A 12,274-nucleotide genomic window follows, 5' to 3' on the forward strand; every position below is an offset into this window, starting at 1 on the left:
TTCTTGAATAAGCATGGCATGGAAGGCGCAGCTGGTCGTGTTAAAATGTGTTACGCTTTGCTCAATACAATTTTTAGAATCAGTCGGTTAACCCGGCTATCGGACGCTGCGACGTGCAGCGGCTCCGTCTGAGAAGGTACTCCATTACTATGTCATCACCGGTTTCCTCTTCCTTTGCGCCGCTGTGGTCGCGGCTCGACAATCTGATGCTGCGCGACCGCCAGCGCCTGCAGCGCCGTCTGCGCGGCGCCGGTAAAGTGGCTAACCCCGCGGCGCTGCAGGCCGTCGTCGACGAACTCAGCCAGGAGATCGCGGCGGCGGAGCAGCGCGTCGCCGCCCGTGCCGCCGCGACGCCGAAAATTACTTTTCCCGACAACCTGCCGGTCAGTCAGAAGCAGCAGCAGATCGCCGAGGCGATCCGCGATCATCAGGTGGTGATTGTCGCCGGTGAAACCGGTTCGGGCAAAACTACCCAGCTGCCGAAAATCTGTCTGGCGCTGGGACGCGGCGTTAAAGGGCTGATCGGCCATACGCAGCCGCGTCGTCTGGCGGCGCGCACCGTCGCCAACCGCATCGCCGAGGAGCTTGAAACCTCGCTCGGCGGCTGCATTGGCTATAAAGTGCGTTTTAACGATCAGGTCAGCGACACCACGCAGGTGAAGCTGATGACCGACGGCATCCTGCTGGCGGAAATCCAGCAGGATCGCCTGCTGCTGCAATATGACACCATCATTATCGATGAGGCGCACGAGCGCAGCCTGAATATCGATTTCCTGCTCGGCTACCTGCGCGAGCTGCTGCCGCGCCGTCCCGATCTGAAAATCATCATCACCTCGGCGACCATCGATCCGCAGCGCTTTTCGCGCCACTTCCACAATGCGCCGGTGATTGAGGTTTCAGGTCGTACCTTCCCGGTGGAAGTGCGCTACCGCCCGGTGGTGGAAGAGGCGGACGACAGCGAGCGCGATCAGCTGCAGGCGATTTTCGACGCGGTCGACGAGCTGGGCGACGAAGGGCGCGGCGATATTCTCATCTTTATGAGCGGCGAGCGCGAAATTCGCGACACCGCCGACGCGCTGGCGAAGCGCGATCTGCCGCATACCGAAATTTTGCCGCTCTACGCGCGCCTGTCGAACGCCGAGCAGAACCGGGTTTTCCAGTCGCACAGCGGACGACGCATCGTGCTGGCGACCAACGTGGCGGAAACCTCGCTGACCGTGCCCGGCATTAAATATGTGATCGATCCCGGCACCGCGCGCATCAGCCGCTACAGCTATCGCACCAAGGTGCAGCGTCTGCCGATCGAGCCGATTTCACAGGCCTCGGCCAATCAGCGTAAAGGGCGCTGCGGCCGCGTCTCCGACGGCATCTGTATCCGTCTCTATTCGGAAGATGACTTCCTCAGCCGTCCGGCCTTTACCGACCCGGAGATCCTGCGCACCAATCTGGCGTCGGTGATCCTGCAGATGACGGCGCTGGGACTGGGCGATATCGCCGCCTTTCCCTTCGTCGAAGCGCCCGATAAGCGCAATATTCAGGATGGCGTGCGCCTGCTGGAGGAACTGGGCGCGCTCACGCTCAACGATGAGACCGGCCACTACAAGCTCACCAGCTTGGGCCGCCAGCTGGCGCAGCTGCCGGTAGATCCGCGACTGGCACGCATGGTGCTGGAGGCGCAGCGCTTTGGCTGCGTGCGCGAAGTGATGATTATCGCCTCGGCGCTGTCGATTCAGGATCCGCGCGAGCGCCCGGTCGAGAAACAGCAGGCCGCCGATGAGAAACATCGCCGCTTCGCCGACAAAGAGTCCGACTTCCTCGCCTTCGTCAACCTGTGGAACTATCTGGGCGAGCAGCAGAAAGCGCTGTCGGGCAACCAGTTCCGCCGCCAGTGCAAAGGGGATTTTCTCAACTATCTGCGCGTGCGCGAATGGCAGGATATCTATACCCAGCTGCGTCAGGTGGTGCGTGAGCTAGGGATCCCCGTTAACAGCGAGCCGGCGGGATTCCGCGAGGTGCACTGCGCGCTGCTCACCGGACTGCTGTCGCATATCGGCATCAAGGACGCCGAAAAGCAGGACTTTACCGGCGCGCGCAACGCCCGCTTCGCCATCTTCCCCGGCTCCGGGCTGTTTAAAAAACCGCCTAAATGGACCATGGTGGCGGAGCTGGTGGAAACCAGCCGCCTGTGGGGACGCATCGCGGCGCGTATCGATTCCGAGTGGATCGAGCCGCTGGCGCAGCACCTGATTAAACGCAGCTACAGCGAACCGCACTGGGAAAAAGGCCAGGGCGCGGTGATGGCGCAGGAGAAGGTCACGCTGTACGGCCTGCCGATCGTCGCCGCGCGTAAGGTCAACTACGGCAGCATCGACCCGACGCTGAGCCGCGAGCTGTTTATCCGCCATGCGCTGGTGGAGGGCGACTGGCAGACGCGCCACGCCTTCTTCCGCAATAACCAGAAGTTGCGCAGCGAAGTCGAAGATCTCGAGCATAAATCGCGCCGCCGCGACATCCTCGTGGATGACGAAACCCTGTTCAACTTTTATGACCAGCGCGTCGGCCAGCAGGTAGTCTCGGCGAAGCATTTCGATAGCTGGTGGAAGCTGGCGAGCCGCGACACCCCTGATCTGCTCAGCTTCGACAAACAGATGCTGATCAAAGAGGGCGCGGACAAGGTCAGCCAGCTCGACTACCCCAACTTCTGGCATCAGGGCAACCTCAAGCTGAAGCTCAGCTATCAGTTCGAGCCGGGCGCGGACGCCGACGGCGTCACGGTGCATATTCCGCTGCCGCTGCTTAATCAGGTCGAGGACCAGGGCTTCGAGTGGCAGATCCCCGGCGTGCGCCGCGAGCTGATTATAGCGCTGATCAAGTCGCTGCCGAAGCCGCTGCGCCGCAATCTGGTGCCTGCGCCTAACTATGCCGACGCCTTTCTGGGCCGCGTCACCGCCATGGAGCTGCCGCTGCTCGACGTGCTGGCGAAAGAGTTTCGCCGCATGACCGGGGTTACGCTGGAGCGGGAAAACTGGCAGTGGGAACAGGTGCCCGATCACCTGAAAATGACGTTCCGCGTGGTGGACGAACATAACCGCAAGCTGAAAGAGGGCAAAGATCTCAGCGCGCTAAAAGCCGAACTGAAAGAAAAAGTGCAGGAGACGCTGTCGAAGGTGGCGGATGACGGGCTGGAGCAGCACGGCCTGCATATCTGGAGCTTCGGCGATCTGCCGCGCAGCTACGAGCAGAAACGCGGCGGCTATCAGGTCAAGGCCTGGCCGGCGCTGGTCGACGAGAAAGAGAGCGTCGCGATCCGCCTGTTCGACAGCGAGCAGGAGCAGCAGAAAATGATGTGGCGCGGCCAGCGTCGCCTGCTGCTGCTCAATATTCCTTCGCCAATAAAATATCTGCATGAAAAGCTGCCGAACAAAGCCAAGCTGGGGCTCTACTTCAACCCTTACGGCAAGGTGCTGGATCTGATCGACGACTGCATCGCCTGCGGCGTCGACAAGCTGATGGCGGAAGCGGGCGGCCCGGCCTGGCAGCAGCAGAACTTCGAGCAGTTGCACGAGAAGGTGCGCGCCGAGCTGAACGAGACAGTGGTGGAGATCGCCAAACAGGTTGAGCAGATCCTGACGGCGGTGTTCAACATCAACAAGCGTCTGAAAGGGCGCGTCGATATGACCATGGCGCTGGCGCTGTCGGATATTAAGGCGCAGATGAGCGGCCTGGTCTATCGCGGCTTCGTTACCGGCAACGGCTGGAAGCGCCTGGGGGATACGCTGCGCTATCTGCAGGGTATTGAGCGTCGGCTGGAAAAATTGCCGGCCGATCCGCACAGCGATCGCGCGCGCATGCTGAAGGTGCAGGCGGTTGAGCAGGCCTGGCAAGCCTGGCGCAATAAGCTGCCGCCGCAGCGTCAGGATGATGAAGAGGTGCGCGACATTCGCTGGATGATCGAGGAGCTGCGCATCAGTTATTTCGCCCAGCAGCTCGGCACGCCTTATCCTGTTTCCGACAAGCGCATCCTGCAAACGATGGAGCAGTTCGCGGCGTAACCGCCTGGCGCTCTCGCAAGCCGCAGCCTAAAACGCTGCGGTTTTTTTTGCCCTGAAACGGCGTTATATCGCCTGTGCTAAAACTTATTTACAAGCGTGCTAAAAACAGACGCAAATTATCGCGCGGGAATCGGCCGTCGCCGCACTTTTTGGATAAAATCAATGGCGGCGCGAGGCACGCGCCGGATGATTAAATTTAATTAAGGAAGATAAATATGAAGAAGTCTGTTTTATTCAGCCTCATTGTGGCTGCTCTGGGAATACACGCCAACGCGAATGCCGATCAACAGACGGTGACTCTCGGCTATGCGCAAAGTAAAGTGCAGGATTTCAAAAATATCCGCGGGATTAACCTCAAGTACCGCTATGAGTGGGATTCGCCGTTGAGCCTGATTGGCTCGCTGACCTATATGAGCGGCAGCGGCAGCTATACGCCTTTCACCGGCTCGATGGATATAGTCGACGGCGATGCGAAGGTAAAATATTATTCGTTATCTGTCGGCCCCGCCTGGCGCTTTAATCAATATATCAGCGTCTATGGGCTGCTCGGTCTTAATTATAATAAAGTCGACTATCGCGAAAGCTGGTACAACTATGAAGGGCGTTACGTTTATATGGGCGACACCTCTCTCAGCGAGAAAAAGACGTCCCTGATGTACGGCGCAGGCGTGCAGATTAATCCCATGGAGAATCTGGCGATCGATATCGGTTATGAGGGATCGCGTCTCGACGTAGCCGATAAAGAGATGTCGATTGACGGCTTTATTCTTAACCTTGGCTACACCTTCTGAAGCTGGCGTTCCGCAATAAAAAAAGGCGCGGCTGGCAAACCGGGCGCGCCTTTTCTTTTCTTTCTTCGTCTTACTGCGCCAGCGCTTCCAGCCTGTCGCGGAACGAGGTTACCGCGATAGCGCGGTTATCGGCCAGGTAGCGATCTTTCGCTGCCGGCGCCGAACTCTGCACCGCGATCAGCTGCCAGCCGTTCTCGTTTTTCAGCAGCAGCGGCGAACCGCTGTCGCCCGGCAGCGTGTCGCACTGGTGCGACAGCACGGCGCGCTGCGCCCAGCCGGTAATCAGGCAGTCGCTGTGGGAGTAGAGCGTATCCAGATGATCTTCGGGATAGCCCGCCTGAGTCACTTTGCGGCCCGCCTCTTTAAGGGCCGCGGTGAGATCGCTGCGCGACCCGTCGAATAGCGGAATTGGATTAATGGCAGAAGGGGGATTGCGCAGGATCACCAGACCGTAGTCGAACGGCGCGGCGTCGCTGGGGACGATCCAGCCTTCGCCGTCTGCTTTCAGCTTGCGCGCCAGCGCCGGCTCGACGCGCGCGTCGATATCGTGAATTTCATAGCGCCAGCCGCTGTCGCTCGCCATAAAGCGCAGCGCCACCGGCTTGTCGAATTTGCCCGGCGGCGTCAGCAGACAGTGTCCCGCCGTCAGCGCCAGATGGGCGGAGATCAGCGTGGCGGTGCACAGATTGCCGCTCTCGGTTTCCAGCTGGCCGATGGCGTCCCAGGGCGCGGCCGTGACGTCGCCGATCGCCTTGCGGTGATCTTTGCCAAAGAAAAGCATTTTGATTTCATCGGGATTCGGCGCATCGTCATCATCATCGGCGTGGGCCAGAGTGGTGAAACAGAACAATCCAGTCAACAGCAAAATAGCCAGGCGCATAGGTCTCTCAATGGCGAGATTTAAGAAGAGGTTATTGTCATCACGCTTGCGCAATAACTATAGTCGGTGAGCGGTAAAAAAGGGAGATTTATTGGAATAATCAGCACGCTACAACGACTAAATAAAAAAGAAGGCCGCGATGACGCCGCAGAGGATCATCACCAGCAGGATTATTTCAAAACGATAGCGACGCACCATTTCCGCAACTCCAGTAACGAAACACCCGGCAGAACCGGGTGTTTTTATTAGTCAACGCTTCTTAAGGCGCAGGGTGCGCGACCTTAATTATTTAGCAGCGGCTTTCTTGGCAACTTTGTGGTGCTTTTTAGCAGCCTGAGCTTTCTGCGGCGCAGCGGCTTTCTTAGCTACTTTGTGATGCTTTTTAGCAGCCTGAGCTTTCTGCGGCGCAGCGGCTTTCTTAACTACTTTGTGGTGTTTTTTCGCAGCCTGGGCTTTCTGTGCAGTTTCTGGCTTAGCGGCTTTTTTGTGGTGCTTTTTAGCGGCCTGAGCTTTCTGCGCAGCATCTTTTTTCACTGCTTTTTTGTGGTGCTTTTTAGCAGCCTGCGCTTTCTGAGCGGCTTTGTGTTTCTTGTGAGCGACTTTGTGCGTGGTTTTAGCCGGCGCAGCGGTAGTGGTGGTCGCAGTAGGGGCAGCAGCCGGCGCAGCGGTGGTGTCAGCAGCGAAAGCAACAGAAGAGAGACCCATAGCAGCGGCGATGACCAGTGCAAACAATTTTTTCATTGCAAATTCCTCGAACATTTTTTTCATGTGTAGCCCACTGCGGGGCCGGTGAAAAGACTATAAAAAAAACGAGGATCGGTTTCCGTGGGTGTTTGGTATCGGCGTGTAACCGATTGTACAAGACGGGAAAAGGGCGGCCGCGAAGGCCGCACAGATTAACGATTCAGGTAGCGTTGTTCAAGATGCTGGCGGAAAAAGCGCGGGTTCAGCGCTTCGCCGGTGGCGTTGATCAGCAGCTGCTCGGTGGGGAAACGGCTGCCGTGCTGCCAGATGTTCTGCTGCAGCCAGTCGAATACCGGCTGCAGGTCGCCATGCTGCAGACGTTCGCTCAGGTCTGGCAGGGCTTTCTTCACCGCCTGGAACAGCTGCGCCGCGTACATGGCGCCCAGCGTGTAGGTCGGGAAGTAGCCGAAGGCGCCGTCGGTCCAGTGAATATCCTGCATGCAGCCGTCGCGGTAGTTGCCGCGGGTATCCAGCCCTAAAGCCTGCATCATCTTCTCATCCCACAGCGCGGGAATGTCCTCGACCTCGATGTCGCCTTCGATCAGCGCGCGCTCAATCTCGAAGCGTAAAATCACGTGCGCCGGATAGCTCAGCTCATCGGCGTCGACGCGGATAAAGCCGGGTTTGACGCGCTGCGTCAGGCGCACAAAGTTTTCCGGCTGCAGCGCCGGCTGCGCGCCCAGCTTGTCGCACACCTGCGGCAGAATGCGCTGCAGGAACTCGCGGCTGCGGCCCAGCTGCATCTCCATAAACAGGCTTTGCGACTCGTGGATAGCGGTCGATCGCGCCAGGCCTACCGGCTGGTTGCGCCACTGCTGCGGCAGGCCCTGCTCGTAACGCGCATGGCCGGTCTCATGGATCACGCCCATCAGCGCGCTGAGAAACTCCTCCTGATTGTAGCGCGTGGTGATGCGCACATCTTCCGGCACGCCGCCGCAGAAGGGATGCGCGCTGACGTCGAGACGGCCGTGGCGGAAATCGAAGCCCAGGGTCGTCATTACGCTCAGGCCGAGCTCGCGCTGCGCGGCGATAGCGAAGGGGCCCTGCGGCTGCTCGACAGGCTCCTGCGCCTGCTTCTCCACCACGCGCTGCAGCAGATCGGGCAGCCAGCTTTTCAGTTCGCCGAAGGTGGCGTCCAGCTTCGCGCCGGTCATGCCCGGCTCGTAGAGATCGAGCAGGGCGTCATAGCGCGAGGTGTTGTTCGCCTCCGCGCGCAGCTGCGCCTCTTCGCGGCTCAGGCGCACCACCTCTTTCAGGTTGGCGGCAAAGCCCTGCCAGTCGTTCGCTGGACGCTGTTCGCGCCAGGCGTGCTCGCAGCGCGAACCGGCCAGCGATTTCGCCTCGACCAGCGAGGCGGGCAGCAGCGACGCCTGCTGCCAGGCGCGCTGCATCTCGCGCAGGTTGGCACGCTCGACGTCGTTCAGGTCAGCCTGCTCGGCTTCCTGAATCAGTTCGCCGACGCGGGGATCGGTCAGGATCTCATGACGCAGCACGCCCATCTCCGCCAGCGCTTCGCCGCGCGCCTGGCTGCCGCCGGTCGGCATCATGGTCTGCATGTCCCAGCCCGCGACCGCCATCAAATGGCCGAAGCGGGAGAGTCGCTGGAATGTCGCACTAAGTTGTTGATAAGCAGTAGTCAACCGAAACTCCTTGTGAAGGTTTATCGCGCCGAAGGGTCACGCAAAGGTAGATCAACCGGCCAGCAAAAGCGAACGCTGGCGCCGCCTAGCGGGCTGCCTTCGATGCTCACGTGGCCGCCGAGCGCCTGCGCGATAGAGTGAACGATAGCGAGTCCCAGACCGCAGCCGCCGGTAGCGCGGTCGCGGCTCGGATCGAGGCGAACAAAGGGCTCGAAGACGCGTTCGCGCTCCTCGGCCGGAATGCCGGGGCCGTCATCTTCTACCTGCAGGCAGCCGAGCGCGCCGTCAAACCACAGGCTGACGCGCAGCCGACGATCGGCGTAGCGCAGCGCATTGTTAACGAGGTTGTCCAGCACGCGCTCCATCAGGCGGGTGTCGGAAACGCCGTGATTTTCGCGCTGCGGCAGGTCGAGATCGATCTGCGTGTGCGGATTCAGGGCGCGCACATCGTTAATGTGTTCGCGCAGCCAGTTCGCCAGGTCGAGCGAGGTGAGGTTGAGATCGACGCGCGGGCGGTCGAGCCGCGCATAGGTCAGCAGCTCCTCAATCAGACTCTCCAGCTGACCGATATCGCGGTTGATGGCGGCGGACTCGCCCGCGGTGAGGTTATCGCTCATCTCCAGCCGGTAGCGCAGGCGCACCAGCGGCGTGCGTAGCTCGTGGGCGATGCCGTCGATCAGCTGTTTTTTGCTCGCCACCAGCGTATTGATATTCTCCGCCATCTGGTTAAAGGCGACCCCCAGGCGGAACAGGCTGGAAGTGTTGTCGAAATGGGTGCGCACATCCAGCTCGCCGCGACCGAAGCGCTGCGCCGCAATCTCCAGGCGCTGCATCTCTTTCCAGTGCGGCCGCATCCAGATAAACACCGGCAGCGCCAGTGACATGCCGATAAACACCAGCAGCGCGATATCCAGCAGCCGCATCTGATGCAGATAAAAGAGGTAGGGGATCGGGCCGACGGAGAGCACATAATGGCTGCGCGGAATATGCTGCAAAAAGGTGTACTGATCGTCCAGCGCGACAATTTCGCCAGCGCGCAGCCGGCGCATATCGGGCTCGTCGAGCTGATATTTGCTCATCGGCTCGATATGCAGGTCGAACGACAGACCGAGATCGAGACTTTTAATGGTTCGGTTCCAGTCGCGCGGCGGAATTTCGCGCAGTTCGCTGCGGATCAGATAGAGCGAGCTCGCCATCAGGTCGTTCATCGACTGTCTGCCGGCGCGCTCGGCGGTGAATTTGTAGACCAGGCCCACCAGCAGCGCCATCACCAGAAAGCAGACGAAGAGCAGCAGATAGAACTGGATAAACAGTTTTCTCATGCCTGGGTATCCCACGCCTGCGGGGCGAACAGATAGCCCTTGTTGCGGATGGTTTTGATGCGGAAAGGCTCGGTGGCGCTGTCGTGCAGCTTTTTGCGCAGGCGGGAAATCGCCACGTCGATGCTGCGATCCAGGCCGTCGTAGCTGACGCCGCGCAGGGTCTTCAGCAGCGCGTCGCGATTCAGGATCTGTCCGGCGTGCGTGGCCAGCTCCCACAGCAGGTCGAAGTCGGCGGTGGAGAGCACGATCTGCTCGCTAAACAGCGTCACTTCGCGATTCAGCGCGTCGATGGTGAGCGAGCCGAAGCGCAGCAGCTTCTGTTTTTGCGCCGGAGCAGGCGCGGGCGCATCATCGCCCTGACCGAGTTGCGCCTGGCGCAGATGCAGCCTCAGCCGCGCCAGCAGCACCGCAGGCGGGGTAGTTTTCAGAATATAGTCCTGCGCGCCCATCTCCAGCGCCAGAATATGGTTCATGTCGCTGTCGAGCGAGGTGAGCAGCACAATCGGGCCCTGCCACTGGCTGCGCAGATCGCGGCACAGGGTCATGCCGTCTTTGCCGGGCAGCATAATATCCAGCATCACGAGGTCCGGCTGTTCGGCCGCAATCACCGCTTCGGCGCGGTCGCCGCGCGTCTCGACGATCACCTCAATATCGTGGCGGCCAAGGTAGGCCGCAATCAGCGAACCCACTTCCGGTTCGTCTTCTACAAAAACGATTTTATTCATAATCCACTGCGACAAATAAGCCTGGCGAGCAGCATAGCTTTTCCCGGTCCTGAGCACTATGCCACCGCACGAAATATCCCTGCGCGACTGGTATCCGCACGGCAAAATGTGCCATCATTAACAGCGCGTTTAAGCAAGGTTCTGAACCATAATGAAAAACAGAGGGAGAGAGAGGGTGTCTGATAAAGAGCTGGCTTCAGCCGTATACAGTGACCGCATCTGCCTGAACTACAGTGATTTTCTCTCTGCCTCCTGCAAAAAACGCTGGAGTTTCGTTGACGCCATCTACGGCGTGATGCCGATTTTCGGCATGGTGACGCGTAAATCCTCGGCTCGCAGTCTACAGGCGAGCGACGAGCATCTGAAAGAATTAGCATTACAAATCATTTCGACTCAGGTCAGCGACGAAATCAATATCGCTCGCCTCATTACCCTGGCCGAACAGCAGCACATCAGCCGTTTCGATATCCAGCTGCCTTATCCGCTCTCCGCGCAGCAGCTGGAGGCGATCCATCAGGAATACCGTAAACCGCTCAACCTCACACAGCAGGATGACCTGCTGTATGTGGCGATCCCCGGTCAACCGCACTAAACCATTAGCTGCCACATCGCGGGCAGCGACGCCGCCATCAATAAGCCAATAGCCACGCGCTCCAGCTGGGTCAGCGAGACGTCGCCGCGTCCGCCGCGACGGGCGAAGAGAAACAGCAGCAGGCCTGGCGCATAGAGCACCACCGACAGCAGCAGATGCAGCGGCCCTGAGGCGTAGAGCAGCCAGAGTCCATAAAGGCTGGCGCCGAGACCGACCGCTAGCGCCAGCGGCTGCGCTTTGCCACGCGTCAGCTTCACCAGATAGAGTCCCACCAGCAGGTAGGGCACCAGGATCATCTCTGAGGCGATGGTCAGCAGCGTGTTGTAGTCGGCGTGGGTCAGGGCGATCAGGATCAGGCAGATCTGCACGCTGCCGTTGGTCAGCCACAGCGAGGCGGCAGGCGCGCCGCGCGGGTTCTGACGCGCGATGCTGCGCGGGAAGGCACCCTGCTGCGCGGCGATCAGCGGCACTTCCGCCGCCATAATCGTCCAGCTCAGGTAGGCGCCGCACACCGATACGATCAGGCCGGCGGCGATCACCGCATCGCCCCAGTGGCCCATCAGGCGCGTCATCAGGCCCGCCATCGACGGGTTGCGCATCTGCGCCAGTTCGGCGCGCGGCACGATACCGAGCGACAGCAGCGTCACCAGCAGATAGACCAGCAGCGCCGCCAGCACCGCCAGCAGCGTGGCGCGGCCCACATCCTTTTTATGCCGCGCGCGGGCGGAAACCACCACCGCGCCTTCCACGCCGATGAATACCCACAGGGTAATCAGCATGGTCTGCTTCACCTGCTCCCACAGCGGCACGCCGAGCGTAAGGCCGGAAAAGTCGAAATGAAACTGGTCATAATTAAAAGCCGCGACCGCCAGCACGACGAACAGCAGCAGCGGCACCAGCTTGCCGAGCGTCGCCAGCAGATTGATGCCTGCTGCGGTCTGCACGCCGCGCAGCACCAGAAAATGCACCATCCACAGCAGCAGCGACGCGCCCAGCATCGCCTGCCAGGTATTGCCGTCGCCGAACACCACGCGGTCAGGCGTGTCGGTAAAAAAGCTCAGCGCCGAGAAAACGATCACCAGATAGGAGACATTGGCGATTACCGCGCACAGCCAGTAGCCCCAGGCGGAACAGAAGCCGAGCAGTTCGCCGAAACCGGCGCGCGCATAGGTAAAGATACCGCCGTCGAGGTCCGGCTTTAGCCGGGTGAGCAGCAGCATCGCCAGCGCCAGAAACAGGATGCCGACGCCGGTGATTAGCCAGCCAATCAGCAGGGCGGCCGGACCCGCCACCGCCGCCATATTCTGCGGCAAACTGAACACGCCCGCGCCGAGCATTGAGCTGAGCACCAGCGCAGTAAGCGCGCTGAGACCTAATTTTTTCTCCAAAATACCCTTCCCGCTAGCATAAGTGGCTGGATTGTGTTCTGAGCGACGAATTTAACCGTGCTGTTTTGCTTTTACATGACGGATTCGCCTAAAAGCAGGGCGCAGATTCTACGGAGTGCGAAAAGGGATGGCAATGCGTG

The 12,274-nt window shown here is 60.0% G+C and carries 9 protein-coding genes; 3 read left to right on the forward strand and 6 right to left on the reverse strand.

All coding sequences use genetic code 11. From position 1 onward, the window contains the following. The first annotated feature begins 149 nt into the window (after positions 1-149). Complete coding sequence (gene hrpA / locus JS46_RS01370) at positions 150-4,052, forward strand: ATP-dependent RNA helicase HrpA (RefSeq protein ID WP_033747072.1); 3,903 nt, start codon at positions 150-152, stop codon at positions 4,050-4,052. A 215-nt stretch (positions 4,053-4,267) separates the two neighbouring features. Beyond that, positions 4,268-4,843 (forward strand): Ail/Lom family outer membrane beta-barrel protein, encoded by a 576-nt coding sequence (locus JS46_RS01375; protein ID WP_033747075.1) that lies wholly within the window; start codon positions 4,268-4,270, stop codon positions 4,841-4,843. Positions 4,844-4,913: 70 nt separating this feature from the next. Here JS46_RS01375 and JS46_RS01380 read toward each other — a convergent pair whose 3' ends face one another. The 5 genes from JS46_RS01380 to rstA all read right to left on the reverse strand — a co-directional run bounded on the left by JS46_RS01380 (position 4,914) and on the right by rstA (position 10,154). Next, positions 4,914-5,723, reverse strand: a complete 810-nt coding sequence (locus JS46_RS01380) for a serine protease (RefSeq protein ID WP_033747079.1) — start codon at positions 5,721-5,723, stop codon at positions 4,914-4,916. 285 nt (positions 5,724-6,008) lie between these two features. Further along, complete coding sequence (gene asr / locus JS46_RS23160; protein WP_072010383.1) at positions 6,009-6,464, reverse strand: acid resistance repetitive basic protein Asr; 456 nt, start codon at positions 6,462-6,464, stop codon at positions 6,009-6,011. A 155-nt stretch (positions 6,465-6,619) separates the two neighbouring features. Next, positions 6,620-8,107, reverse strand: coding sequence for a carboxypeptidase M32 (locus JS46_RS01390; protein WP_033747081.1), 1,488 nt, complete (start codon positions 8,105-8,107; stop codon positions 6,620-6,622). A gap of 20 nt (positions 8,108-8,127) precedes the next feature. Further along, a complete protein-coding gene (rstB, locus tag JS46_RS01395; RefSeq protein WP_033747083.1) occupies positions 8,128-9,429 on the reverse strand; it encodes a two-component system sensor histidine kinase RstB in 1,302 nt (433 codons plus the stop codon). Next, on the reverse strand, positions 9,426-10,154 hold the full coding sequence (gene rstA / locus JS46_RS01400) for a two-component system response regulator RstA (RefSeq protein WP_033747984.1): 729 nt from the start codon (positions 10,152-10,154) through the stop codon (positions 9,426-9,428). Before rstA ends, rstB begins: the two co-directional genes overlap by 4 nt. A gap of 175 nt (positions 10,155-10,329) precedes the next feature. Here rstA and JS46_RS01405 point away from each other — a divergent pair, with 175 nt between their 5' ends. After that, the gene (locus JS46_RS01405) at positions 10,330-10,746 is read left to right on the forward strand and encodes a hypothetical protein (RefSeq protein ID WP_033747085.1); all 417 of its coding nucleotides are present in this window, start codon (positions 10,330-10,332) and stop codon (positions 10,744-10,746) included. On the opposite strand, the gene JS46_RS01410 is transcribed toward JS46_RS01405, so the two are convergent. Continuing rightward, complete coding sequence (locus JS46_RS01410; protein WP_033747087.1) at positions 10,743-12,134, reverse strand: basic amino acid/polyamine antiporter; 1,392 nt, start codon at positions 12,132-12,134, stop codon at positions 10,743-10,745. The genes JS46_RS01405 and JS46_RS01410 overlap by 4 nt on opposite strands. Positions 12,135-12,274: the final 140 nt, after the last annotated feature.

It is taken from the genome of Pantoea sp. NGS-ED-1003 (assembly GCF_000738765.1).
GTDB classification, from domain to species: Bacteria; Pseudomonadota; Gammaproteobacteria; order Enterobacterales; family Enterobacteriaceae; genus Pantoea; species Pantoea septica.